Source organism: Colwellia sp. M166, assembly GCF_024585285.1.
Taxonomy (GTDB): Bacteria; Pseudomonadota; Gammaproteobacteria; order Enterobacterales; family Alteromonadaceae; genus Cognaticolwellia.
Genome location: NZ_CP040755.1, coordinates 3902675 through 3927607, shown reverse-complemented (window position 1 = coordinate 3927607; position 24933 = coordinate 3902675). Strand labels below are relative to the sequence as shown.

Annotated in this window: 24 protein-coding genes; 11 read left to right on the top strand and 13 right to left on the bottom strand. The window is 38.7% G+C overall.

All coding sequences use genetic code 11. The annotated features are described in order from the left end of the window. Nucleotides 1-8: 8 nt before the first annotated feature. The 4 genes from FGD67_RS17720 to FGD67_RS17705 all read right to left on the bottom strand — a co-directional run bounded on the left by FGD67_RS17720 (nt 9) and on the right by FGD67_RS17705 (nt 5302). Nucleotides 9-986 (bottom strand): alpha-ketoacid dehydrogenase subunit beta, encoded by a 978-nt coding sequence (locus tag FGD67_RS17720; protein WP_257172386.1) that lies wholly within the window; start codon nt 984-986, stop codon nt 9-11. Next, a complete protein-coding gene (locus FGD67_RS17715; protein ID WP_257172385.1) occupies nt 986-2170 on the bottom strand; it encodes a thiamine pyrophosphate-dependent dehydrogenase E1 component subunit alpha in 1185 nt (394 codons plus the stop codon). The genes FGD67_RS17720 and FGD67_RS17715 overlap by 1 nt, the downstream gene beginning before the upstream one ends. 449 nt (nt 2171-2619) lie before the next feature. After that, on the bottom strand, nt 2620-3747 hold the full coding sequence (gene astE, locus FGD67_RS17710; RefSeq protein WP_257172384.1) for a succinylglutamate desuccinylase: 1128 nt from the start codon (nt 3745-3747) through the stop codon (nt 2620-2622). A 298-nt stretch (nt 3748-4045) separates the two neighbouring features. Then, nucleotides 4046-5302, bottom strand: coding sequence for a D-amino acid dehydrogenase (locus FGD67_RS17705; RefSeq protein WP_257172383.1), 1257 nt, complete (start codon nt 5300-5302; stop codon nt 4046-4048). 115 nt (nt 5303-5417) lie between these two features. Between FGD67_RS17705 and FGD67_RS17700 the strand changes: the two genes are divergently transcribed. Then, nucleotides 5418-6332, top strand: a complete 915-nt coding sequence (locus tag FGD67_RS17700) for a LysR substrate-binding domain-containing protein (protein WP_257172382.1) — start codon at nt 5418-5420, stop codon at nt 6330-6332. Nucleotides 6333-6395: 63 nt separating this feature from the next. On the opposite strand, the gene FGD67_RS17695 is transcribed toward FGD67_RS17700, so the two are convergent. From FGD67_RS17695 to seqA, 5 genes are all read right to left on the bottom strand, one after another. Next, the gene (locus FGD67_RS17695) at nt 6396-6590 is read right to left on the bottom strand and encodes a hypothetical protein (RefSeq protein WP_257172381.1); all 195 of its coding nucleotides are present in this window, start codon (nt 6588-6590) and stop codon (nt 6396-6398) included. A gap of 135 nt (nt 6591-6725) precedes the next feature. After that, nucleotides 6726-7229 carry a regulatory protein RecX gene (locus FGD67_RS17690; protein ID WP_257172380.1) on the bottom strand — a complete coding sequence of 168 codons (504 nt, stop codon included), beginning with the start codon at nt 7227-7229 and terminating at the stop codon, nt 6726-6728. Between the two features lie 287 nt (nt 7230-7516). Next, nucleotides 7517-8221 (bottom strand): ABC transporter substrate-binding protein, encoded by a 705-nt coding sequence (locus FGD67_RS17685; RefSeq protein ID WP_257172378.1) that lies wholly within the window; start codon nt 8219-8221, stop codon nt 7517-7519. 215 nt (nt 8222-8436) lie between these two features. After that, nucleotides 8437-10083 carry a phosphoglucomutase (alpha-D-glucose-1,6-bisphosphate-dependent) gene (pgm, locus tag FGD67_RS17680; RefSeq protein WP_257172377.1) on the bottom strand — a complete coding sequence of 549 codons (1647 nt, stop codon included), beginning with the start codon at nt 10081-10083 and terminating at the stop codon, nt 8437-8439. Between the two features lie 51 nt (nt 10084-10134). Then, nucleotides 10135-10686, bottom strand: coding sequence for a replication initiation negative regulator SeqA (seqA, locus tag FGD67_RS17675; protein ID WP_257172376.1), 552 nt, complete (start codon nt 10684-10686; stop codon nt 10135-10137). Nucleotides 10687-11203: 517 nt separating this feature from the next. Here seqA and FGD67_RS17670 point away from each other — a divergent pair. The 4 genes from FGD67_RS17670 (at nt 11204) to fldA (ending at nt 13287) form a co-directional block, all read left to right on the top strand. After that, complete coding sequence (locus FGD67_RS17670) at nt 11204-11971, top strand: alpha/beta fold hydrolase (protein WP_257172375.1); 768 nt, start codon at nt 11204-11206, stop codon at nt 11969-11971. A 243-nt stretch (nt 11972-12214) separates the two neighbouring features. After that, entirely contained in the window at nt 12215-12436 is a 222-nt protein-coding gene (locus FGD67_RS17665; protein ID WP_257172374.1) for a DUF2788 domain-containing protein, read from the top strand. Nucleotides 12437-12448: 12 nt separating this feature from the next. Further along, nucleotides 12449-12730 (top strand): LexA regulated protein, encoded by a 282-nt coding sequence (ybfE, locus tag FGD67_RS17660; RefSeq protein WP_257172373.1) that lies wholly within the window; start codon nt 12449-12451, stop codon nt 12728-12730. Nucleotides 12731-12759: 29 nt separating this feature from the next. Further along, nucleotides 12760-13287 (top strand): flavodoxin FldA, encoded by a 528-nt coding sequence (fldA, locus tag FGD67_RS17655; protein ID WP_257172372.1) that lies wholly within the window; start codon nt 12760-12762, stop codon nt 13285-13287. 187 nt (nt 13288-13474) lie between these two features. Here fldA and FGD67_RS17650 read toward each other — a convergent pair whose 3' ends face one another. Further along, nucleotides 13475-13663 carry a DUF2892 domain-containing protein gene (locus FGD67_RS17650; RefSeq protein WP_257172371.1) on the bottom strand — a complete coding sequence of 63 codons (189 nt, stop codon included), beginning with the start codon at nt 13661-13663 and terminating at the stop codon, nt 13475-13477. A 120-nt stretch (nt 13664-13783) separates the two neighbouring features. Here FGD67_RS17650 and FGD67_RS17645 point away from each other — a divergent pair, with 120 nt between their 5' ends. The 3 genes from FGD67_RS17645 to FGD67_RS17635 are packed head-to-tail and all read left to right on the top strand — an operon-like array spanning nt 13784 to nt 18494. Then, a complete protein-coding gene (locus FGD67_RS17645; protein WP_257172370.1) occupies nt 13784-14107 on the top strand; it encodes a helix-turn-helix transcriptional regulator in 324 nt (107 codons plus the stop codon). Beyond that, entirely contained in the window at nt 14104-17415 is a 3312-nt protein-coding gene (locus tag FGD67_RS17640) for an efflux RND transporter permease subunit (protein ID WP_257172369.1), read from the top strand. Before FGD67_RS17645 ends, FGD67_RS17640 begins: the two co-directional genes overlap by 4 nt. Continuing rightward, nucleotides 17412-18494 carry an efflux RND transporter periplasmic adaptor subunit gene (locus FGD67_RS17635; protein ID WP_257172368.1) on the top strand — a complete coding sequence of 361 codons (1083 nt, stop codon included), beginning with the start codon at nt 17412-17414 and terminating at the stop codon, nt 18492-18494. The genes FGD67_RS17640 and FGD67_RS17635 overlap by 4 nt, the downstream gene beginning before the upstream one ends. Before the next feature lie 148 nt (nt 18495-18642). On the opposite strand, the gene FGD67_RS17630 is transcribed toward FGD67_RS17635, so the two are convergent. Both FGD67_RS17630 and FGD67_RS17625 read right to left on the bottom strand, forming a co-directional pair. After that, complete coding sequence (locus tag FGD67_RS17630; RefSeq protein ID WP_257172367.1) at nt 18643-20250, bottom strand: methyl-accepting chemotaxis protein; 1608 nt, start codon at nt 20248-20250, stop codon at nt 18643-18645. A 140-nt stretch (nt 20251-20390) separates the two neighbouring features. Continuing rightward, entirely contained in the window at nt 20391-20849 is a 459-nt protein-coding gene (locus FGD67_RS17625; protein WP_257172366.1) for a DUF4442 domain-containing protein, read from the bottom strand. Between the two features lie 214 nt (nt 20850-21063). Between FGD67_RS17625 and fur the strand changes: the two genes are divergently transcribed. Both fur and FGD67_RS17615 read left to right on the top strand, forming a co-directional pair. Next, nucleotides 21064-21507: a ferric iron uptake transcriptional regulator gene (gene fur, locus FGD67_RS17620; RefSeq protein WP_257172365.1), complete on the top strand. Its 444-nt coding sequence runs from the start codon at nt 21064-21066 to the stop codon at nt 21505-21507. A gap of 246 nt (nt 21508-21753) precedes the next feature. Continuing rightward, a complete protein-coding gene (locus FGD67_RS17615; protein WP_257172364.1) occupies nt 21754-23199 on the top strand; it encodes a catalase in 1446 nt (481 codons plus the stop codon). Between the two features lie 90 nt (nt 23200-23289). On the opposite strand, the gene FGD67_RS17610 is transcribed toward FGD67_RS17615, so the two are convergent. Continuing rightward, the gene (locus tag FGD67_RS17610; protein WP_257172363.1) at nt 23290-23589 is read right to left on the bottom strand and encodes a DUF3465 domain-containing protein; all 300 of its coding nucleotides are present in this window, start codon (nt 23587-23589) and stop codon (nt 23290-23292) included. Between the two features lie 292 nt (nt 23590-23881). Between FGD67_RS17610 and FGD67_RS17605 the strand changes: the two genes are divergently transcribed. Then, complete coding sequence (locus FGD67_RS17605) at nt 23882-24802, top strand: PHB depolymerase family esterase (protein ID WP_257172362.1); 921 nt, start codon at nt 23882-23884, stop codon at nt 24800-24802. The last annotated feature ends 131 nt before the right edge of the window (nt 24803-24933 follow it).

Sequence of the window (24933 nt, the reverse complement as noted above, 5' to 3'; positions counted from 1 at the left end):
CTAAAATCCTAGTAAGTCATACTGTTTTTAATTGCTTCGTAGATCTTCAAATGATCTGCAACATATTCTTTTTCAAGTGCTAATGGGTATGGTGTATCCATACCACACACACGAGCAATCGGCGCTTCTAAATGCAAGAAACATTCTTGTTGAATAGTTGCCGCAATTTCACTAGCAAAGCCTGCTGTTAATGGTGCTTCTTGGCTAACAACAAAACGACCTGTTTTAGTGACAGAATTTGCCACCGTCTCAATGTCCCAAGGTAAAATGGTACGTAAATCGATAATTTCACATGAAATGCCGTCGCTAGATGCTAATTCAGCGGCTTTCTCAACGATTTCCATTTGTGCCCCCCAAGCTAACAACGTGATGTCACTACCTTGTTGAACAACTTCAGCTTTACCTAATGGTAATTGGTAATCTTCTTCTGGTACTTCACCAACCGAGGCACGATATAAACGTTTCGGTTCGAAAAATACTACTGGGTTATCGTCACGAATAGACGCCAATAACAAACCTTTAGCTTGGTACGGGTTACGTGGCACAACCACTTTTAAACCAGGCGTATGAGCAAAGTAAGCTTCTGGTGATTGGCTATGATATAAACCACCTGCAATGCCGCCGCCGTATGGCGTACGAATGGTTAACTTACCTACATCAAATTCATTACCACTACGGTAACGGAATTTAGCTGACTCATTTACAATTTGGTCAAAGGCTGGAAAAATATAATCAGCAAATTGAATTTCAGCAATTGGTGTACTGCCTTGCGCAGCTAAACCATTCGCAAAACCAATAACACCTTGCTCAACTAGAGGCGTGTTGAAACAACGATTTTTACCGTATTTGTCTTGTAAACCACTTGTTGCGCGGAAAACGCCACCAAAGTGACCAACATCTTCACCAAAACAAACTGCACGATCATTCTCGGCCATTACCGTATCAAGCGCGTTATTAATCGCTTGTAATAAATTCATTTGCGCCATTACTTAATTCTCCCAGCAGTGAACGGATAAGCATCGGGATATTTCTTAATATGTTCTTTTAATTGTTCGAACTGACTTTGCAACAATGGTGGTGCTTGGTCATAAACATCAGTAATTAAGTCTTCAACCGGTGGCTTATCAATTTTTTCTGATACTTTAACCGCCGCTAACACTTCATCACGTAGTTTTTCAAACAATGTTGTTTCTTGGGCTTCGTCCCACCAACCTTGCGCCAACATCCAGTTCTTCATACGAAGAATTGGGTCATGTTCTTGCCATTTAGCTTCTTCTTCGCGTGTACGGTAACCTGAAGGATCATCAGAAGTTGAGTGAGCACCTAAGCGATAAGACATCGCTTCAATCAGCACAGGCTTACCTTCTTTAACGGCATATTCACGCGCTAATTGCACAGCGGCAATTACTGCTAAAATATCGTTACCGTCAATTCGAAGTGTTTTCATGCCGTAACCAACACCACGAGATGCAATGCCGTTACCCATGTATTGCTCATCTGATGGCGTTGAAATAGCGTAGCCATTGTTACGACAGAAGAAAATAACAGGAGACTGATGAACAGCGGCCATATTTAAACCGGCATGGAAATCACCTTCAGAAGCAGCACCTTCACCGAAGTAACAGATAGTTACAGCGTCTAAACCTTGCATTTTCTGCCCGTAAGCATAACCTGCGGCTTGTGGGATTTGCGTGCCTAACGGTGATGAAATCGTCATGTAGTTCAACTCATTACTTCCGTAATGAATTGGCATTTGACGACCTTTACCTAAATCTTGTTCATTACTGAACATTTGGTTCATAAAGTTTTCAAGGCTAAAGCCACGAAACATTAATGCACCCTGTTCACGATACTGCGCCATGATCATATCTTGATCTTTAAGGCCTGCAGCACCACCAACACTTGCGGCTTCTTCACCGAGTGCTGCCATATAGAAACTGATGCGACCTTGGCGTTGTGCCGCCACCATACGTTCATCTAAAACACGATGAAAAGCGAGAGTTTTGTAGGTTTTGGTGGCAAGTTCTTGATCAATTTCCGGCATGATAGCATTTTCATAAATGCTGCCATCTTGCTTCAATATTTTAAGGATTGGAATTTCAACTGAATGACCATCAATAAAAGCTGGTTGGTGTACTACCGGGCTTTCGTTATATATGTCAGTGTTCATAGCCTTCTCTTTTTTATTAACCTTGAATGACAAGGTGACATCAAACATTCACTAATTATTAACCACCGAAAGTATAGAAGCTTTCACGGTAAGATGAATATTTATGTCATTGTTATGAATTGTTGGTTGTAATAATCGCAAGCACTTTACCTTTACGTAAACTGAAAAACAAGTTTAGTGAACAAAGTTAACACTTTTATTTGACTAAACGCGAGCATAATTCTTTACAGTAATATCCGCCATTAAAGAGCAGACCAGTTGCTTAGTTATGCACGCGCTTATTGTTCTAAACAATAGCTAAGCATCTAAAGTACTTATACTCACTTAGGAACAAATTTCTATGCCAGACGTAATCTAACTACTTTTTGACCTGAACTTAAGTTCGTTTAGGCACTGGTTATTAGTTCCAAACATAACCTAAGTACCCATCCAGCCAAAACATAGTCCCTTTAGGCAAGTGTTGTAGGGGTTACCGTCAGCATGGCACGTTGACCAATAGCCACATTGGCATTAGGAAAAATAATTGCCTCACCATCTTGTTGTGTTTTCACTTCGTTACCGCCATCAATGGCTAAAACATGCCCTTTTGGAAAGTCAGTAAAGTTTTCAACATCATCATCAAAGGTTAGAGAAAAATCTTCATGGTGACGATCAATCACCTGTGAAATTTCATACAAGTTAAAGTCTTCTGCTTGATATGGCGTTAATTCAAGGTCTTGGCCTGAAACAAACTTAGTTAAGGTTTCACGAACCTGAGTAAACTGACTCATATCATTTTCACCAAATGGGCGAACTTTGCCTAACTCAACGGTGAAGGCATCAGCGCCAAACTCATTCGATGAAAAATAACTAAAGGTCGTTGTTGGTGAGTGTGATAACAAAACAGTGCTTACACCACAGGCATTTAAAAACTGTAGTTGGCTTTTCTTGCGAGGCGCACCATGTAAAAACGGATAAACAGCAAATTTATCACACTTCGAGCCTCGAATAGCGGTATGTAAATCATAATGACTACGCTGGCGTACGATGCCATTCGTACTAGGTACTTCACTGCCAGCTGCAAAAAATTCTCTAACCGTGTTTTCTAATAACAAGGCACGATGGCGCTCTTTGTTAATCAAGCCCGGCCCTTGGCCTTGGTCTTGTGAATGACCACCTGAAAACAAGCGATTCATATTTTCTTCAACAAAGCGCTGTGCAATATTCATTGACGCAGGATTACCGAAAATAAACAGCACGCGTTCTGCTAGCGCTAATTCACCACGAATCAATTGCCCAATAATATCACTACAAATTTCAATCGGCGCGGTTTCGTTACCATGGACGGCACTTGATAACACGATGTCGTGATTGCTTGCGCGATCAATGGGTTCAAAGGTAATCAAGCCGGTATTTAATACTGACACTTTACTCTTTGTTTGAGAGGCTTGATGACAAACCTCAAAACTAAAAGCACCACCAGGTAGTGACCATTCATTGGCCCGCGTTATTGATAAAAAGTCACCACTTTGTTGTAAAGCAGATGCGAAGGCATTGGTTGAATGGGTTGGATTTGTTGAATTGGATAAGTCACTCACGCAGATTTCACCTATTGTTTTGTCGAATATAAATTCTAATTTATATGAGGCCGAACATCAGACACTGTCACAGCATTCTTTAATGATTGCGCGCTATTATACAAGATATACTTGTTAAGGTCTTTGCGATAGCAAGTTAACCTCGATATCAAAACAATTTACTTAAACGTTATTTCCCCAAGTGTATATTGTGACTAAAAACGACAGTTTGAAAATGTTGAATAATAAAATAGCAAACAATTTCCAATGAGGCTTTCTCAAGCAAGTTGGTATGATACTCGGCAGACACTAAACAAAATTAGCGTAAATAACGAGATGCATTGAGCCCATCAACATTGATATCAGGTTGACTGCCAGCAATAATATCAGCGAGTAATTTCCCTGAGCCACAAGCCATGGTCCATCCTAAGGTGCCATGACCTGTATTGGTGTATAAATTACTGATTTTTGTTTTGCCAATGATCGGTGTACCATCTGGCGTCATTGGTCTCAGCCCGGTCCAAAATTCCGCTTTAGTTATATCGCCAGCTTGCGGAAATAAATCCTGTGCGACCATGGCAATTGTCGCTTGCCTTCTTGATGATAGAGCTAAATTAAAGCCAGACAACTCAGCTGTGCCAGCAACTCGGATACGATCATCAAAACGGGTAAGTGCCACTTTATAACTCTCATCCATTACCGTTGAAACGGGTGAACACTCGGCATTTGTCATCGGAATAGTGAGCGAATAGCCTTTCACGGGGTATACCGGTAAGTTAATTCCGAGCGGCTTTAATAACAAAGCCGAATAACAACCTAACGCCACCACATAAGCATCTGCATTTAATGTCCCCATAGAAGTATCAACGGCTGTTATTTTCTCATTATCAATAAGTAACCGATTAACCTGAACATTAAAGTTAAATTCAACACCTGCAGCTTTAGCCATTTCAGTCAGTTGTTGACAAAACTGATAGCAATCACCAGTTTCATCATCAGGTAAATGTAAGCCAGCTACTATTTTGTTTTTCACTATTGCTAATCCGGGCTCTTTTTCAATACATTCTTCAACATTAAGTAATTTAAAGCGTGTGTTGCTAGCCGATAACACCAGCAGGTCTTTTTCAATATTTTCCACTTGTGACTGATGTCTAAAAACTTGTAAAGTACCTTTTTGCCGTCCTTCATAAGCTATCGAGTGTTTTTGCCTTAGTTCCACTAAACACTGACGACTATAGTTTGCCACTCTTAACATTCTACTTTTATTAATTTGATAATTTTTTTCAGTACAATTTTTTAGCATTTGCATGGTCCAAAGATATAACTCTGGCGACATACCGGGCTTTATAACAAGTGGTGAATGCTTTTGAGCTAACCACTTAATCGCTTTTAGTGGTATGCCTGGGGCTGCCCACGGTGATGAGTAACCATAAGAAATTTGTCCAGCATTGGCAAAGCTGGTTTCTTCACCACTTTGTGCTTGTCTGTCAATAACCGTTACCTGATGACCTGCTTGGGCTAAATACCAAGCAGACGTCAAGCCAACAACACCTGCTCCCAATACGATAACTTTCATAGCTGTACTTGCCACTGTCCAATAAGATATATCGGCACAATGCAAAAATAACGTGTATTTATCAAACGATATTTATTAACATCTGTGTTTAGTTATTCTAAAGACTGAGCTCTACATGGCATTAAAAGGTAATATATTCTCTGGATTGGTCACTTTTGAGGTTGCAGCTCGACTTGGTAGCTTTACAAAAACCGCAATGCACTTGCATATCACTACAGGTGCTATCAGTCAGCAAATAAGTTTATTAGAAAGTCAGCTATCAATTAAACTGTTTGAAAGACATTCTAGAGGTATTAACTTAACTGACGATGGCTACAAGCTCTACCAAGCCGTCAAACGCAATTTTTCAGACATAGAAAATACTATTGATGATATAAAGCAAGGACAATCCCTTGATGGCGAGATTAAACTTAAGCTCACCCCGTCTTTCGCCTATAAATGGTTAATCCCTCGTCTTCAGAAATTTTATAACCTATACCCTAACATTAGTATTCAAACCTATGCTGAAGGGGCTTTAGTTGACTATCAAGATAGAAGCTTTGATCTCGCAATAGACTATGGCCAAAGCCCTTATCTCAATCAACATGCGGAGCTACTACTGAGAGAACAATTTATTCCGGTAATGAGCCCGAGTTATTTTAAGCGTTTTAATTGGCAAGATAACTCGGTAGCACATCAAAAAAATCTTTGGCAGTCAGTTACCTTATTACATGATGCCATGCCATGGCGACACGCAGAAAAACATGCCGAATGGTATTATTGGTTTGCTCAAATGAAAATAAAAGCTGAAAGTAATCAAGGACATTTCTTTAACCGGACCGATATGGCCATGGCTGCTGCAGAAGCTGGTTTAGGTATCGCTTTGGCTCGTTCTGCCTTAGTAGCAGAAGACTTCAAACATGGGCGACTGATGTCACCATTTCAAGCAATTGAGGCAAACACCGGTTATTATATTATTCAGCATCGAACATCTGCGGTGATCCAGTGCTTTAAGTCTTGGTTATTAGCTGAAAGCTATAGCGTCGAATAGCTTGCAACGTTTTAGCGTTAATTTTGCATACACGATAACGGGTTTATCCCAGACTCATCTTACTTAATTCGTGCTAAGTAACTTTACAAAAATAAGTAGCAAAATAAAAACACTCACCGCAAGTGTTGTATAACCAAAGGTACGTTGGAAATATTTACGCTTATTCTGTTGACTGAATAACGCAACAATTGTCGCTAAAATTAAGCCAACGACTACAGCCACTATCACGGTATAAGTAAATATAAAAATGTATTCCACTGCACCACCTACTATCTAATTAACTATTATTAAATTATGACCTAAATGACTACGCAGAGTTTAGTCGCATTAAACTAATGCTATAAGCTGAATTTATAACAAGCTTATGTCATAACTGACTTTACGAGCTAATAATTAATCTTGCTCTGCAGAATAGCTAATGACTTGATTGGCAATCGAATATGAAAAACCTTTTGCGATCAAATGTCGTAATGCTTTCTGTTTTAGCTTTAAGTCACCAATAGGCTCTGCGCCAAATTTTCTTACTTTTAAGCTTAGCGCTTTTGCAAAATAGTCTTCTTCGGTTGTTTCTAAAGCACTAACGCATTCATTAATTATTTGTGATGAAAAACCTTTTACATAGAGCTTTTCTTTGATTTTATTAACACCGATATTTTTTTCTGAAAAACTAGCCGTTAAACGCTGTGCATAACGAAGGTCATTCACAATGTCTCGCTCAATAAGATACGCTAGCGCAGACTCATTAAATTGCGTATCGTCTTTAAATAATAGATTGGCCTTTTGTAGTAATGCTCTCGCGGAATAATCGCCATATCGCTCGATCATCCATAGCATATATGACTTTACACGATCATAAGAAATAACTTGTGGCTTAGCATCTTGCTTTCTTTTGTACATGGTAGTATTAGATCCTATCGCTGGTATCCATTTATTTAAAACAAGTTCAGCGTAATAGCAAAGCACGCCAATATAACATAGCATAAAGTAGTAAACCCCAGCATTAAAAGACCATGACTTTATCAAGACCGCCTATTCAATAAAAAGTGCTTACGATGATGGTTTTAACAACAGCAGTTAGATGCTCTGCTTGACAGTTTAGCAAGCAATAATTTGACTTTCTCCAAACCCACATTCATTAACCTGCGCTATGATTAATGAGGCAAAAACATCGCTAACCTTTTAGCTTAATAAACCGCTTCATTATTTAATTTTTTAAGCCCGCTTTCAAAGGCTTTTATAATGTTATCGGTATCTCTAGATTTGCTAAAGGCAATATAAATATCGCTGATGTGATTTATAGCTCCTTGCTTAATAACCGAGCTTGATAAATTTAGTTGTTGCAGAGAATAAGCGGCAACTTCATCAAACATAATAGCCATATCTATTCGCTTTGATTGTAGCATTTCGATTATTTGACTTTGCTTTGCTAATCTCACTTCATTAAAGCGTTGCCTATGTTTTTCATAATCATCGCCATATTCGTAACCAATAATCAATCCAATAATAATATCATCAGGAATATCAGCTAACCTTTGATAATCCAATGAAGAGTTTGGTGGGTAATAAAAAGAGGCGCTAGCTTTTAAAAAAGGGACATCATGAAAATTAAATTGCTTAATTGTGCTAATTTGCTTAGTAACATTAAAGGCACCATCCAATATTCCATCTTTGGTCATTTTTAATGCTCTAGCATAAGGTAAAACAACAAATTCCACCTCAAGTTCCACAGCACGAAAAGCTTTAGTAATGATATCTTTAGATATGCCGTTACCGTCTGAGTCAGAATAAGGTGGCCAACTATTTTCTACGCCTAGCATAATTACCTCTTTAGCATATGACTTAGCTGCAAAGAGTAAAAATATATAGATGATAACAACAGTAACTTTCATAATTTAGTTCAGTTAGGTATTAAATACTTTAAAGCAATCATTTTAGAACAACGAAGAATAGCATAAGCGTTTTATAGTTAACCCCCTCGATACTTTATAAACAATAAATTAGCAGTAAAAAAATAAGCTAAACATTAGGGGCTTTTATGTTTACAGATATAAAAAGAGTGCCTATAGCACCCTTTTACAAGATCAAGCAAATAATTGAAAAACCACTACAACCCTGCAGCAACAAATGCAGCACTGACTAGCTTTTGTGCATCGCTGATAATCAGCTGTAAATGTTTGTCGTCAATAAAGCTTTCAGCATAGATTTTATAAATATCTTCAGTGCCAGATGGTCGAGCAGCAAACCAACCGTTTTCGGTACAAACTTTAATACCACCAATAGCAGCATTGTTGCCTGGTGCGTGTGACAATATTTGCGTGATTTTCTCACCCGCTAAACTATCCACAGTAATTGCAGCAGGTGTTAATGACGTTAGCACCTGCTTTTGCTCTAAGTTTGCTACCGCTTCTACACGGCCATAGCAAGGTTCGCCTAACTGCTGAGCCAATTCTTGATATAACTGATAAGGGTCTTTACCTGTCACGGCAAGCATTTCTGCTGCAAGTAATGTCATCACAAAGCCATCTTTATCAGTAGTCCAGCAACTACCGTCTCTGGCAAGAAAAGATGCGCCGGCACTTTCTTCACCACCAAAGGCATAGCTTGAATCATGTAAACCATCAACAAACCATTTAAAGCCAACCGGTACTTCTGAAAGAGGTCGGTCAATAAGTTTTGCAACACGATCAATCAACGAACTTGAAACCAAGGTTTTACCAATTTTACAACTTACAGGCCAATTTCTGTGAGTCATTAAGTAGTGAATAGATACCGCTAAGTAATGATTTGGGTTCATCAAACCACCGCTTTTAGTCACAATACCATGGCGATCAAAATCTGGGTCGTTGCCAACAGCAACATCAAACTTATCTTTTAAGGCGATTAACCCCGACATGGCATAAGGCGATGAACAATCCATACGAATTTTACCGTCTTTATCCAACGGCATAAAAGCAAAGCTGGCATCAACAACCGGATTAACAACATCGAGTTTCAAACCATATTTCTGCGCAATTACTGGCCAATAATGAATTCCTGAGCCACCTAATGGGTCAACACCCATATGGACACCAGCTTTTGCAATAGCTTCCATATCAATAACTTGGTTTAATTCATTAACATAGAACTCAATGAAGTTTTCATGAGATAATTGTGATGATTGTAAGGCTTGGGTGTAATGAACACGTTTAACGTCAACAAGCTTATTAGCAATAATTTCGTTAGCGCGTTGCTCAATAACTTTCGTTATTTCACCTTCGGCTGGGCCACCATGAGGAGGATTATATTTAATACCGCCATCCGTCGGTGGATTGTGTGAAGGCGTAATAATCAAACCATCAGCTTGGTCTTTATGTGTTTTATTATGCACTATAATTAAACGTGAAATCACCGGAGTAGGGGTAAAGCCATCATCAGCTTGAATTACAACAGGCACATTATTAGCAATTAAGACCGTAATAGCAGAAGCAAATGCCGGCTCAGACAAGGCATGAGTATCTTTACCTAAATACAAAGGGCCTTTAAAACCTTGTGCCTGACGATATTCAGCAACGGCCTGACAAATAGCTTCGATATGATGTTGATTGAAGCTTAATTTACTGGCATTACCACGATGTCCAGAGGTACCAAAGCTGACTTTTTGTTCCTCAATGCTAATATCTGGTGCTTGTAAAAAGTAATCACTGACCAAACGACCAATATTAATTCTGTCTTCTGGCCTAGCAGGTTTACCAGCATGATGATGAATTGTCATTTAAATTCCTTGTCTTTATATAAAACTTAAGCTTGATATATTTTACCGTTACTAAAGTAAATCGCGAATATCTTCTACATCTTGTTCGTTATAACCTAGCGCACGCCCTACTTCTGTTAACATCATTTTCTTACGCGTAGTATTTGAATTTGTGATCACCCAAAATGGACTATCAGGAATTTGGCGTGGTTTCGTGCTGCTGCCACTCGCGGTTAATTCTGCTTCACTGCCAGCAAAATATAAACGGTCACGGCCTCTAATATTACAAACAGTAGAAAAGTGTTGATTATGCACGCGATACAGTGCTGCTAAAATCAATAAAAACCGCCCTACTGCACCACGTTGCATGGCTAATTCTTCTTTATTAATATAATTAAATACCGTGCCATTACTATCAACTGCAACAGGAGCAGGCTGAGCTTGTTTTTCAACGACCTCTTCAACAACCGGCTTAACTGTCTCTGCTTCAGCAGCATCGTCAATATTGTGTTGTATTGGTAACTTAATAAGCCGACGTAATATCGACGACGCACTTTCGCCAATATACTGAGTATTTGAGGCTATATGCTGATAAAGCTCTTCATCTATTTCGATGTTTTTCATTGATGACCCTAGGAAAATTATTATAGATCGCGGCAAGATTATACTTACGTTAATAGCAAGTCTCTATAGTGGAATAGCAAATGATGGAAATATTTTTCAAAACACACAGATAACAGATAGCAATAAAAGATTAAAAACCATTATAGTTAACGCCATTTCCCTATTACACTAATAGCATCAGTTATTATTCAACTTAAAAAAATTGAAAAGCATAGCGTTAATCATTGGTACAGTTTAAGCTATTTTAACAACCCCATCGCAAAGTTTTGCCCACGAAAATAAGTAATACCGGATAAAGGGTTCTAAACATATTCTTTGATTCGCTTTGCGCCCTGACATACACGCTTTGGATGCCTTAGCTTTAAATCAAGCTCCCTAAATTATATCGAGTCCACACACAATGACTAGATTGCTTGCATCAAAAACTAAAAACAAGCACAATTTCGCCATTGAAGCCGCGCAAAACGTCGTACTGATGACATTGTTATAGTGCGAGAAAGAAACAACTGAGAGATAGATGACCCAGCTTTTAAATTACCAACAACTTGGCAGCGGCCAAGACATTATTCTAATACATGGCTTATTTGGCCGTTTAGAAAATCTTAATATGGTTGCCAAAACGCTATCAGAAAAATATCGTGTCACCAGTGTTGATGTCCGTAATCATGGTGATTCATTTCACAGTGGTATGATGGATTATCCATCTATGGCACAAGATATTATTGAAATAATGCAACATTTAGCTATCGATAGTGCCATTGTGCTCGGTCATTCAATGGGGGGGAAAATAGCCATGGAGTTAGCGCTTACCTGCCCAGAGCGTGTTGATAAACTTATCGTTGCAGATATTGCCCCGGTAGAATACCCACCACATCACAACCAAATTATTAGTGGTTTGAAGGCCATAGATTTAAGCTCAGTAAAATTACGTAAAGATGCGGATAAACAATTATCACACTATGTTGACAACCAAAGTATAAGACAATTTTTATTAGGTAACTTAACCAGTAAAGATGGCCAGTTTGCCTTTAAATGTAATATTGAAAATATCGATAAGAATTACCCCTATATTATGCGAACCTATCAAGGTTGTAACACTTACAGTGGCCCAACATTGTTTATTAAAGGCGCAAACTCAGACTATATTTTGCCAGAGCATAGAACAGAAATTGTTCGGTTATTTCCACAAAGTCGTGCTCGTGTTATTCAAGGCGCAGGCCATTGGCTGCACGCTGAAAAAACCATTGCTTTTAATCGCAGCGTGGCAAGCTTTCTAACAACTTAATACCGCTTAGGCACTAATTTTAGCTCCGCTATAAAGTGAAAAATTAATAGCCTCTACTTGATCTAGCTCTAATGTTGAACAGTTAAGCTTGGTATGATTAAACTAGCAAAACATCCTTCAGGCCTTTATTTTAGCTGCTCCCCTGAAAAAACAGCATTGATAAATCATATAACAGTAAACAAAATTAATGTGTTTAAAAGCAACGATATGCTATAGTGCTGCCTGAAAATTTTAGGGTTGATTATGTTAGCAGAACACTTCGAATTAGTTGAGGCCATCGGGCTGAATTTATTTTTTGCTTTTATCTTTATTTTCATTGGGTTATCAATCCATGATGTAATGAAAAAGAACGATGTTCCTAAAATGGGGAAGCTCGTTGTTTATTTTGTATTATTTTTAGGATGTGCCGGCTTTATCGCCAAAGGCATCATTCAGTTTATTTGGGAAAGCCAAGGCGTTGGATAAGTAAGTAATATAATGGCAAAAGAAGTAGCAGATTTAACAACCATTGACTTATTTAGCGATGAAAAGCGTCCAGGGCGACCAAAAACGAACCCTCATTCACGCAGTGTACAAGTTAAAATAAACAAGCGTAATCAGGTTAAGCGTGATAAGAACAATGGTTTAAAGCGGGTAGAGTTTAAATTGCACTCGAGTGTATTTGAACGTTTAGACGCTTTATCAAAAGATAAGGGTCTCAGTCGAAGTGAATTAATTGAAGCATTATTAATTCAATCGCTTGATGCCAATGAACATTAAAGTTTAGTTAGATATAAAAGGTTAGATTCATGGCAATTGTAGGTTTATTTTTCGGAAGTGATACAGGAAACACCGAAGCTGTTGGCAAAATGATCCAAAAAAAATTGGGTAAAAAGCTTGTCGATGTAAAAGATATCGCCAAGAGTACCAAAGAAGAAATCGCCGCGTTCGATTTATTAATCTTAGGTATTCCTACTTGGTACTATGGTGAAAACCAGTGTGACTGGGATGACTTCTTACCCGAATTAGAAGAAATTGACTTCACTGATAAATTAGTCGCTATTTTCGGCCTAGGTGATCAAGAAGATTACGCCGAATACTTTTGTGATGCGATGGAGCCTTTACGCGATATCGTTGAGTCAAAAGGCGCAATTATTGTCGGTAACTGGCCAACACAAGGCTATGAATTTGAAGCCTCTAAAGGCTTAGTTGACGAGAATACGTTTATTGGTTTATGTATCGATGAAGACCGTCAACCAGAATTAACTGAAGCACGTGTTGATGCTTGGGTTAAACAAATTTATGACGAACTTTGCTTAGCAGAATTAGAAGACTAATTTCCTCTAACGCAAGTAATTAAACAAGCCAGCAACCCGCTGGCTTTTTTGTTTACAATTTTTGCCCCATCCTGAGCAAGGTTGACACTTTCCCAGTAATAACTCAGACAGTGCTATGAAATCAACGACTAAACGATACATCTTCAGACGTTATGCCATACAGAGCAAATAATGACGCCAATTAGTGTTAATTTTTAACACCAAGCTTCTTCAAAATTGCCATCATTGGGCACCACTTAGTCAATGATGATTGTAATAGATTCACGCCAATAAAAGCTGTAAACCATAACCAGTTAATTGAAAAAATGATTGCAAGGTATAGCGATAACAAGATCATAACACCGGCAATTAACCGTAAACATTCATTAATATTCATACTTATTTATCACTTTAAATTAGAGATCTCTACATTAGCATATACTTATTTACAGTTTACTAATATAGCGCGCTGCGCTAATATGTCAAATACAAGTTCATCGAACAACTCTGAGAGAAAATGAATATAAAGCCTGCTGAGCTGTCAAAGAGTGCTAAGGAAGTGTCGGCAATACTTAAACTGCTTTCAAATCATTACCGGCTGATGATCCTTTGCTGTCTTGCTGACAGTGAACTTACCGTTGGCGATTTAAATAAACAGATTGATTTATCACAATCGGCCCTGTCACAACACTTAACTAAACTCAGAGAAAATGGCTTGCTGGCAACAAGAAGAGAGTCACAAAGCATATATTATAGAATTGATAATACTGAAATTAAGGGACTTCTGTTTTATCTTCAACAACAGTTTTGTGATAATTTATCAGGAAAATCATTAAAATGAATAACCAACAAAACTTTACACAGCAGCTAGTTAGTTCAGTGTTGAGTAGTAAACTGCCATTATTTTTACTCATTATTGCAATAGTATCAGGCTTCATTGCGCTGAAATATACCCCGAGAGAAGAAGAGCCTCAAATTGTCGTCCCCATGATCGACATCATTGTTTCAGCTCCAGGCATAAACGCCAAACAAGCTGATCGCTTGGTGACTACCCCGCTTGAAAAATTGCTCTCACAAATTAGTGGCGTTGAACACGTATATTCCATGACAAACAATGGTCAATCAGTGGTTACCTTGAGGTTTCATGTTGGGGAAAATAGAGAAAGTGCGCTACTCAATACTTATAATAAGTTACACGCTAATAGCGATAAAATTCCAGCACTGGTCAGCAATTGGCGTGTCAGCCCGGTTGAAGTTGATGATGTCCCTATTGTTATGCTTGGGCTATGGAGCGATTCACCCGAGCAAGTCGATGACTTTGCTTTAAGAAGGCTTGCTGAAGAAGTTACGACCTTTTTACAAGCTATCGATGATACCAGTGAGGTCAACATTGTTGGTGGTCGCACACGGGAAATTCAAGTTAATCTCGATCCAGAGCAAATGACCGCAAGACAGGTCACGACAGCGGATGTTGTTAAGGCAATTCAATCCTCCAACCAGTTACAACATTTAGGTAATATAACCTTATCAAATAGCTCAGTTATTTTAGAAAGTGGTGATGTTTTTAGAGATAAGGACAGCTTAGCTGCTGCACCTATTTTAGTGGTTGATGGTGCAACGGTGATTTTAAAAGATATTGCCAAAATTATCGATGGACCTGCAGAACAACAGGCATATCATTGGCTAGACTTTACAAATGCCCACCCCAATAAAAATAGTCGTGATCAGCCTTTTGTCACCATTAGTGTCGCAAAGCAAAAAGGTAGCAATGCGGTTAATGTTGCCGAAGCGGTACATGAAAAAATAGCACAACTACAGCAAACCATCTTTCCACAAGGCACACATGTAGAGGTACTCAGAGACTACGGCGAAACCGCCAATGAAAAAGTTAATAACTTAACCACCAGTTTAGCCTTTGCCGTTTTTACTGTGGTTGTTTTTATCGGCGTATTTCTTGGCTGGCGGCCTGCTTTAGTTGTTGGCCTCGCAGTACCTATTTGTTATGGCATTACACTCTCGTTAGATTTAGCCTTTGGTTACACCATCAACCGAGTAACACTTTTTGCGCTTATTTTATCACTCGGCTTATTAGTTGATGACCCAATCACTGGCGTAGATAACATTGAGCGTTACTTAGCAAAAGGCAAAGGTAATCTAAAAGACAAAGTAGTCGATGCCATTAACGAGATCCGTGTGCCTCTGATCATGTCAACATTCACTATCGTACTGGCATTTATTCCGCTTGCCTTTATTACCGGCATGATGGGTCCTTATATGGCACCTATGGCATTTAACGTTCCGATGAGTGTCATTAGTAGCACACTGGTAGCATTTTTAGTAACGCCATGGTTAGCTACCAAGTTAATTAAACCTAAAGCGATTACTGAAACAAGTCAGCAAAACCAAGGTTTTAGCCACTTCTACCGTCGAATGCTCAGCCCTTTGTTAGAGAGTAGAAAAAAAGGTAAAGCCGTTCTTTGGCTATTACTGGCCTTATTTATTGCCGCCGCCTTATTACCAGTATTACGTTTAGTCCCTTTAAAGCTATTGCCTTTTGACAATAAAAATGAACTGCAAATTATCGTCGATATGCCAGAAAGTGCCACTTTAGAACAAACCGCGGCAATGACCAAAAAAGTCTCAAATATTATTCAACAACTCCCTGAAGTTAAAACAATCGCTAATTATGTCGGTGAATCTTCTCCGATCGACTTTAATGGTATGGTGCGGCAATATTATTTTCGTCAAATGCCCAACACTGCCGATATCAGAGTTATTCTTGTTGATAAAACCACACGTGAGCATCAATCACATGGCGTGGTACTACGAATACGAGCCTTATTAGCACCGCTAAATACTGACGGTATTAAGCTTAAAGTAGTTGAAGTACCGCCAGGACCGCCGGTGATGAGCACACTCGTTGCAGAACTTTATGGCGATGAATATACCAGTTATCAGCAATTACGCGATGCCGCCACAAACGTGGAGAAAAGATTAGCATTAGAGCCGTATGTTGTTGAAGTAGACACTATGGTAGGTGACGACAAGCAAAAGCTGCGTTTTATCACCGATAAAAATAAAGCCGCGCTTTCCGGTGTTGCTACCGACGATATTAACCAAGCATTAAACATTGCTAATCAGGGTGAAATCATCAGCTTTATGCATGATGAAGTTAATGCCACACCACTCGCGATAAAATTACGCTTACCCATAGCACAGCGTTCAATAGTCAGTGATTTACAACGTATAACCATTAAAGGGCAGCTAGGCATTGTTCAGCAAACCACAGCGCAAGGCATTGATTTAGCACCACAGTCTCTAGTAGCACTAGGTGAGCTTGGCTATTTTGAAACATCATTAAATGATAAAGCCATCTATCATAAAGACTTAAAACCAGTGGTTTACATTACCGCAGATATCTCAGGAAGAACACCGGGAGAAATTATTGCCGATGTCAGTGCCGATTTAAATAGTGACAATACAGAGCAAGATTGGCAAGCCAGAACATTCTTAAGCAATGGCGGCGGCAATGCTTGGACACTCCCGAGCAATGTCAAGCTAGTTTGGAGCGGTGAAGGTGAATGGCGTATTACCATTAGGGTATTTAGAGATATGGGGCTAGCTTTTGCTTTTGCTTTACTAGCAATTTATATCGTACTGCGTATTCAAACAAAATCTGCCGCCCTATCGGGTATTATTATGTCTGCCATTCCATTAACCGTTATTGGTATTATGCCTGGTTTCTTGTTGTTGAATCAGTTTGGCGAACGTGAAATTGCCGGTGCGCCAGAGCCGGTTTTATTCACCGCAACGGCTATGATAGGTATGATCGCTCTTGCCGGCATTGTGGTACGTAATTCTTTAATATTGATTGAATTTATCACTCAAGCACGCAATGCAGGGGAAACCATTAAAGAGGCATTAATTCAAGCCGGCGCTGTTAGAATGCGTCCCGTGTTATTAACCGCAGGCACCACACTCTTGGGTAATTTAATTATCACCTTAGATCCGGTATTTAGTGGCTTAGCTATCGCGATTATTTTTGGCATTATTTCATCAACCCTATTTACCTTACTTGTTGTACCAATCGTCTACGCATTAATTTTTGATAAGCAACAAAGTACGGCTAAAATCGAGGAACTATCATGAACACAAGGCAGATTAAAAAAGTAATCATTCCTATCACTGCCATTGTTATTTTATTAGCCATGGTCGCTTGGCTTGCTGGCTCATTTAATGACAAGATTGCACCAATACTCCAAGCTAACAACCACCTAAAAAGCTCGGTACCAAGAGCCGAACAATTTATTGTCTCATACAGCGAACAGCTATCTTATGAGCCAGTTGCCGCCGGCATTGAAGCTAAACAAGCCACTATTATCTCCTCCCGACTTTTAGCCAGAATTGAGCAAATAAAAGTACGTGCTGGAGACAATGTTAAACAAGGTGATGTATTGATTGAACTTGAGAAATCGGATTTGACAGCTTTAGTGTCACAGGCACAAGAGCGAATCAATGGTATATCTGCACGCTATCAAGAGGCAGAAAAAAGCTTAGCGCGAGCCAATAAGCTCTATAGTGACCAATTGATTTCAGCCGCGGATCTTGATAGCCAAAAAGCAAGTTTTCAAAGTATTGAAGCTGAGCTAACGGCCGCTAAACAGGCACGACAACAAGCACAATCTACCTTGGCTTACGCCACAATCACCGCAGCTATTGATGGTAAAGTTGTTAACCGTTTTGCCGAACCTGGCGACACCGCACAGCTAGGTAAAAAGTTGCTCGCAATTTATAACCCGCTAACCCTAAGAGTTGAAGCAAATGTGCGAGAACAACTGGCCATCACTTTGCAGCAAGGCCAGACACTTCAAGTGCAGGTGCCCTCGATTAATCAAACACTAAGCGCAAAAATTGAAGAAATAGTGCCCGCCGCAAATACTGGCTCACGCAGCTTTTTGATCAAAGCAAGCATTAGCTACAATCAAAAGCTGCTACCGGGAATGTATGCAAGAATGTTGCTCCCTGCAAAACCACAGCAAGTCTTACAAGTGCCAAGCAATAAAATAGCCAGCATGGGGCAATTAAATTTTGTTTGGATAGAAGAAAATGACGAACTACAACGCAGATTCGTGCGTTTAGGAAAAAAGAGTAGCGAAAATATGACCATAGTAGTATCAGGTTTAAATGCCGGTGATAGCGTTATTAATCCACCCACTACTCAAGATTAAATAAGCTCAATCGCTTTAAAATAGCGCTTTAATTGCCACGATTAACAGAAAAAAAGCGCTTTGCGATTAACAAAGCGCTTTCGTATCCGTTAGCATTCAATTAAGTATTTTTAGTCACACTAACTACTAAGCAAGTGCGCTTTAAACACTAGAGCTTAAATTTAGATAATTGGCTACTTAACTCGTAAGCAAGCTCCAATAGTTCTTCACTAATTTGCTTACCTTTTATCGCGTCTTCACTTGATTTTTCAGCCACAGTACTAATATCAACAACATTTTTATTGATTTCATCAGCAGCAATATTTTGCTGCTTAGCCGCATTAGAAATTTGACAGTTAAGCTCATCAAGTTCACGAATTTGCTCAGCAATACCCTCAAGTAAACTAGCAACATCGGTAACATCTTGGGCTTTTTCACTTGCTTGCTCACTCACCTCATTCATTGACGTTACCGCTTGTTTGGCATCAACTTGTAAGCTGCCAATGGTCGCTTGGATCTGATCAATTGATTCACGTGTTCTGGTTGCTAAGCTTCTGACTTCACTGGCTACTACAGCAAAACCTCGGCCATGCTCACCTGCTCGTGCGGCTTCAATAGCTGCATTAAGTGCTAATAAGTTAGTTTGCTCGGCAATGCCGGTAATAACCTCAAGTACGCTGCCAACTTCATTGGTTTTGTTACTTAATTCAGTGATCATTGCAGTATTTTCAACAACCTGATCACGTAATTGATTAATGCCAGTTTTAGCACTATCAACCAATATTAAACCTTGTGATGCGCTTTGACTGGCGTGAACCGATTTTTCAGCAGCCATTTCAGTATTGCTTTGTACTTCATCAGCGGAAGCATCAAGTTCATTTATGGCGGCAGCAACGGAATCAGTACCGTTTTTTTGTTGAAGTACCGCTTCACGAGTTAAAGTGGAAATTTCATCAACATTTTTTGCTGAGCCAATAAGCTGTTCAGTGGCACTTGAAAATGATAGAAAGCTGACTTTAAATTTCTCCATCATGCTATTAAGTGCTGCACTCACAGCACCTAATTCATCATCATAATGCACTTGAATGGTTTTCTTTAAATCAAGGTTTGCCTCAACATCATTAATCGTGTGCTTTAAACGACGTAAACGTGAAATAACCAATTTACTGAACATAAAGCTCAGCAAACCAAAACAGACCACAGTGATAATTAACTGTAGAAGACCTGCTTGAATAATTGATTCATTTATTTCTTTATCCACGGTCGTTAAATCATACGTAATTTTAACAGCACCGAGAATTTCATTCTCAGGCACTTGATGACAAGTTAAACAATTAGTGCCGCGATAGTCGCTACTCGCATGAATAGGCATGATAAAGCTCATCATATTTTTGCCATCTTGCTTAATATGCTTAAATTCCTTATTGCCCAGCAAGCCACTGCGTTCAAAGTTATTATTTGCCGCTTGATCATCAAAACCTTTACCAAACGTTTTAATTAATGCCGGCGCTCTGATAATTCGGGCTTCAACGATTTCTTCTTGGCTAAGTGCTTTTTGTTGAGCAATTTTACGATTAGCGGCAGTGCCCGTGATCATCATAGTATTAATCGAATCAAAATAATTCAATGCGAGATTTTCAAGATTATTTTTTACAAACTTCTCACTCAGTGCTTTTTCATCAAACCAGAAAAAAACTACTGTAGTACTGAGAAAGATAATGGCAAATAAAATTAAGATAATATTTATTTTTTTTGCTAAAGAAAGTTGAATCATCATATTGTAATCATCCCGATTAAAATAAAAACTGAGTTTTAATAACACCAGAGTATAAATAAAAATTATGCACAATAACAATCATGTTGTCACCAATCATCCGGTCATTAGATAAAATCTAACCATTGTTTGTTTTACTTCAACTATTGAGCCGATACTTTTCGACGTATGTACAATTTTCTATTGAGTTTAGCGACAATTTCACCTTCGGCATCCTTAACATAAACCGGGATTTCAGGCAGGTACTTTTCTCCTTGTGCAGTATTTAGTAAAATATCTTCAATCAAGGCATCGGTGATCAAGAACTCAGCGGTGACTGTTCCTTTACCCGGTTTGATATAATCAATATCTGCCGACTTATCCCAAACAATATAATCTTTTCCTAAGCGCGACATCACCATCAGCATGCAAAAGGGATCTGTCATGGCGTATAATGAACCGCCAAAATGAACACCAACGGCATTCTTATTAAAAACACTTAACTTTAAGCGGACTTTGGCTTTGCGAAAATCCTCAGAAATATCAACAATGCGAATACCAGTAAATAGAAACGGTGGCCAAATATTTAATAAAAATTTCATTTGCCAAGCTTTTTTAAACATCTAATTTCCTTCAAAAGCAACATAAAAATATAAGTATCCATATAAAGCGTATGGTTTATATCGTAAAACTCATCAGACCAGAATAAATATTATGACGCTTTAAGCCAATAAAACCAACAAAATAGATAATCATTTACAACTAGCTCTTTCAACCTAGCGCATAACCTCCTATAATTTTCACTAAATTGAAAGCCCGATGTAGAGATTTAAATAAATGCCTGAACAAAATGAAGAATTAAAGAGAGCCGGATTAAAGATCACTCTGCCGCGCATTAAAATATTGGCCATTTTACAAAATCCAAACAACCAACACATCAGTGCTGAAGATGTATATAAGATTTTACTTGAACAGCATGAAGAAATTGGTTTAGCCACGGTATATCGTGTATTAAACCAGTTCGATGATGCTGGTATTGTTACTCGCCATCATTTTGAAGGTGGTAAATCAGTATTTGAATTAAGCCACAAAAAACATCATGACCATTTAGTTTGTCTAAATTGTGGCAAAGTGGTTGAGTTTGAAGATGATGTTATTGAGCAACGCCAAGAAGATATTGCTAAGTCGCATAAAGTAAAACTGACTAATCACAGTTTATATTTGTACGGTGAATGTGAAGACGAAGTAGCATGCGAAAAATACCGTAAATCTCAATTTTAATTGACGACTAAAAAAATTAAAATTTTAAGCCTTAATTATTTATTTAATTAGGGCTTTTTATTTTCAAATAAAGTCTATTTAATATTAACCATACCTCCTGCATGCGTAATTAACTATTTCCCTCCTCTGCTTACCATATAAATAGGTAAAACCTATCGTAATCATATAATCAATCAATTTACTATATGTGAATTATTCAACTATGCTAATGCTGTCAATATAAAAAATTAGTCAAAGGTGTCTATCATGAAGAAAAAACTTACCACCAGTGCAGGTTGTCCTGTTGCTGACAATCAAAATATTATGACAGCAGGTAAACGCGGTCCGCAGTTACTACAAGATGTTTGGTTTTTAGAAAAGTTAGCGCATTTTGATCGTGAGGTTATCCCTGAAAGGCGCATGCACGCCAAAGGCTCTAGCGCTTATGGTACTTTCACCGTAACACACGACATCAGTCAATATACCAAAGCAAAAATATTTTCTGATGTTGGTAAACAGACTGAATTTTTTGCTCGCTTTAGTACCGTTGCCGGCGAACGTGGTGCTGCTGACGCTGAACGTGATATCAGAGGCTTTGCTTTAAAGTTTTATACTGAAGAAGGCAACTGGGATTTAGTTGGCAACAACACTCCGGTTTTTTTCCTCCGTGACCCACTAAAATTTCCTGATTTAAACCATGCCGTAAAACGTGATGCCCGTACTAATATGCGTAGCGCTCAAAACAATTGGGACTTTTGGACTTCGTTACCAGAAGCATTACATCAAGTGACTATCGTGATGAGTGAACGTGGGATCCCGGCTAGCTATCGTCATATGCATGGCTTTGGTAGCCACACGTTTAGCTTAATTAATGCTGACAATGAACGTTTTTGGGTGAAGTTTCACTTCAGATCCAATCAAGGTATTAAAAACTTAACTGACGTCGAAGCGAATAAACTCATTGGTGAAGACAGAGAAAGTCATCAAGCTGATCTATATAACACTATAGAAGCCGGTGAAAAACCTTCTTGGCAATTACAAATTCAAGTCATGACTGATGAACAGGCACAGAACTCACCATACAACCCTTTTGATTTAACTAAAGTATGGCCGCACGGTGATTACCCACTGATTGATGTTGGTGTTTTAGAGTTAAACAGAAACCCTGAAAACTACTTTGCTGAAGTTGAACAAGCCGCCTTTAACCCCGCTAACATTGTTCCCGGGATTAGTTTTTCACCCGATAAAATGCTGCAAGGTCGATTATTTTCATACGGCGATGCTCAACGTTATCGTTTAGGTGTAAACCATAGTTCAATTCCTGTCAATGCACCACGTTGTCCAGTGCACAGTTATCACCGAGATGGAGCTATGCGAGTTGACGGTAATCATGGTGGCACCATTGGCTACGAGCCAAATAGTCAAGGTGAATGGCAAGAACAACCTGACTTTTCAGAGCCACCTTTAAGCTTATCTGGCTCTGCTAAGCATTGGGACCATCGAGAAGATGAAGATTACTACTCACAACCTGGTGCATTATTTAACTTAATGACTCCAGCGCAGCAGCAAGCGCTCTTTGCAAATACTGCAGCTTCAATCGGTGGCGCATCTATTGAAGTACAAAAACGTCATATTCGTAACTGTTTAAAAGCAGCACCAGCCTACGGTGAAGGTATCGCAAACGCTCTTGATATATCATTAACCAAGCTTTAATTAAGCGTTAAATTAACTCGTTATGGTACTAAAGCAGGTAGTTATCTCCAAAATACCTGCAATTATTGATACTAACGCCACGAATAAAGGCTATTGATACAGCGTATTATTGTGCTTTATCCAACCCGCCTTGTGCTCAGCTAACGCGTTATTTTTATGAGTCCAATGCACTAAGCCGCCAAAACGATTCCATTGATAAACTCCATAAAACTCGACTTTATCACCAATATTTAAATTATTGATACGCCGAGATATATCAATATTATGCACAACTAACACTGATTTTTTATTGTTAAGTTTAACGGTAAACTTTTGATGTCGACTACCTTTAAGATCATCAGCAAAAATTTTTTCAACACTACCTTTGCCATACAAATATTGGCTAATCATAATTTATCCTGCCACAGAAATATTAATGCCGTCATTTATCCAGCATGATAGTTTTAACCACTTTATCTTTATTTTATCTGCGATATTTTAAAGTATACCTCTTTAGATTAAGGCTAATATCACTCAGCTTTAGTTTTACCGCTGGGCAGATAAAAATATACTTTTACCTTTTAAAATAATAAGTTAATAACAGCTCTGGAACTAAAGTAGCATTCAATAAGTTTGCTGTATGCGCCATGCTGTTTAACATCAAAAACTGCGTTTCTTAGCTTCTTACTCTATGGAATTTAATATGCTTAAACATTTAACTGCTTTTATTATCATTTTAACCCTTTTTTTTAGTGTTAACAGCTTAGCTGAGTCCTCAGTATTAACCGAATTTGGTAGTAACCCAGGCGAATTAACCGCAAGTTATTTTCAAGGTGCTAAGAGTAATAACAATCTCATAGTGCTATTGCATGGTTGCGTTCAGCAAGGAGAAGTACTTGCACAGCAGACTGGTTTACTCGCGCTAGCAAAACATAAGCAGTTCTCCTTACTGATTCCGCAACAAAGCGAAAATAACAATATTAAGGGCTGCTTTAATTGGTTTTCTAAACAGGATATTGAAAAAAACCAAGGTGAAAGTCTGTCAATAAAAAATATGATCACCACGGTAAATGCTGAACAAAGTTTTAACAATATCTACATCATAGGGTTATCAGCCGGTGGCGCGATGGCAAGTTCAATGCTAGTTAATTATCCAGAGATTTTTACTGCCGGTGCCATTGTCGCAGGTATCCCCTATCCCTGTGCAAATAATTTAATTACCGCTATTGCCTGTATGCGCAGTGGTCCATCGCAAGAGCCTGAGCAATTGACAGAATTAGTCAAAAAAATAAACCGTACACAAACTCACTGGCCGGCCCTATCAATATGGACCGGTAATCAAGACTCTGTGGTTAATGCCAAAAATGCTCAGTACCTTGCCAGACATTGGGCACAATTAAGTCAATCGACAAAGCAGCCGACGATCACGGAACATTCAGGCTATACCATTAGCCAGTGGCAAGGGCTGGATAAACAAATCACTGTCGAACTGATCGAAATTGAAAATATGGATCACGGTATTGCTGTTGCCCCAGAACTCAGTAACGGTGGCAGTGAAGCACCATTTGTTATTAAAACACCAATTAGCACAATTTTATATTTGCTCGAGACATGGAAAATATAAAAAATGCGTTGTATAAGCAAAGAAACAGTAAATATTATCGATTGCAAATCAATATAAGCAATATATTACAACAACTTAAATCATAATCGGGTCGACATACTACTATAGTACAAATTATCTTCTGGCAAATT

What these genes read in the sequence shown, in the direction of transcription:
- FGD67_RS17720 (WP_257172386.1), bottom strand. Translation starts at nt 986, where the DNA reads ATGGCGCAAATGAATTTATTACAAGCGATTAATAACGCGCTTGATACG.
- FGD67_RS17715 (WP_257172385.1), bottom strand. Translation starts at nt 2,170, where the DNA reads ATGAACACTGACATATATAACGAAAGCCCGGTAGTACACCAACCAGCT.
- FGD67_RS17705 (WP_257172383.1), bottom strand. Translation starts at nt 5,302, where the DNA reads ATGAAAGTTATCGTATTGGGAGCAGGTGTTGTTGGCTTGACGTCTGCT.
- FGD67_RS17700 (WP_257172382.1), top strand. Translation starts at nt 5,418, where the DNA reads ATGGCATTAAAAGGTAATATATTCTCTGGATTGGTCACTTTTGAGGTT.
- FGD67_RS17690 (WP_257172380.1), bottom strand. Translation starts at nt 7,229, where the DNA reads ATGTACAAAAGAAAGCAAGATGCTAAGCCACAAGTTATTTCTTATGAT.
- FGD67_RS17685 (WP_257172378.1), bottom strand. Translation starts at nt 8,221, where the DNA reads ATGAAAGTTACTGTTGTTATCATCTATATATTTTTACTCTTTGCAGCT.
- pgm (WP_257172377.1), bottom strand. Translation starts at nt 10,083, where the DNA reads ATGACAATTCATCATCATGCTGGTAAACCTGCTAGGCCAGAAGACAGA.
- seqA (WP_257172376.1), bottom strand. Translation starts at nt 10,686, where the DNA reads ATGAAAAACATCGAAATAGATGAAGAGCTTTATCAGCATATAGCCTCA.
- FGD67_RS17670 (WP_257172375.1), top strand. Translation starts at nt 11,204, where the DNA reads ATGACCCAGCTTTTAAATTACCAACAACTTGGCAGCGGCCAAGACATT.
- FGD67_RS17665 (WP_257172374.1), top strand. Translation starts at nt 12,215, where the DNA reads ATGTTAGCAGAACACTTCGAATTAGTTGAGGCCATCGGGCTGAATTTA.
- ybfE (WP_257172373.1), top strand. Translation starts at nt 12,449, where the DNA reads ATGGCAAAAGAAGTAGCAGATTTAACAACCATTGACTTATTTAGCGAT.
- fldA (WP_257172372.1), top strand. Translation starts at nt 12,760, where the DNA reads ATGGCAATTGTAGGTTTATTTTTCGGAAGTGATACAGGAAACACCGAA.
- FGD67_RS17650 (WP_257172371.1), bottom strand. Translation starts at nt 13,663, where the DNA reads ATGAATATTAATGAATGTTTACGGTTAATTGCCGGTGTTATGATCTTG.
- FGD67_RS17645 (WP_257172370.1), top strand. Translation starts at nt 13,784, where the DNA reads ATGAATATAAAGCCTGCTGAGCTGTCAAAGAGTGCTAAGGAAGTGTCG.
- FGD67_RS17640 (WP_257172369.1), top strand. Translation starts at nt 14,104, where the DNA reads ATGAATAACCAACAAAACTTTACACAGCAGCTAGTTAGTTCAGTGTTG.
- FGD67_RS17635 (WP_257172368.1), top strand. Translation starts at nt 17,412, where the DNA reads ATGAACACAAGGCAGATTAAAAAAGTAATCATTCCTATCACTGCCATT.
- FGD67_RS17630 (WP_257172367.1), bottom strand. Translation starts at nt 20,250, where the DNA reads ATGATGATTCAACTTTCTTTAGCAAAAAAAATAAATATTATCTTAATT.
- FGD67_RS17625 (WP_257172366.1), bottom strand. Translation starts at nt 20,849, where the DNA reads ATGTTTAAAAAAGCTTGGCAAATGAAATTTTTATTAAATATTTGGCCA.
- fur (WP_257172365.1), top strand. Translation starts at nt 21,064, where the DNA reads ATGCCTGAACAAAATGAAGAATTAAAGAGAGCCGGATTAAAGATCACT.
- FGD67_RS17615 (WP_257172364.1), top strand. Translation starts at nt 21,754, where the DNA reads ATGAAGAAAAAACTTACCACCAGTGCAGGTTGTCCTGTTGCTGACAAT.
- FGD67_RS17610 (WP_257172363.1), bottom strand. Translation starts at nt 23,589, where the DNA reads ATGATTAGCCAATATTTGTATGGCAAAGGTAGTGTTGAAAAAATTTTT.
- FGD67_RS17605 (WP_257172362.1), top strand. Translation starts at nt 23,882, where the DNA reads ATGCTTAAACATTTAACTGCTTTTATTATCATTTTAACCCTTTTTTTT.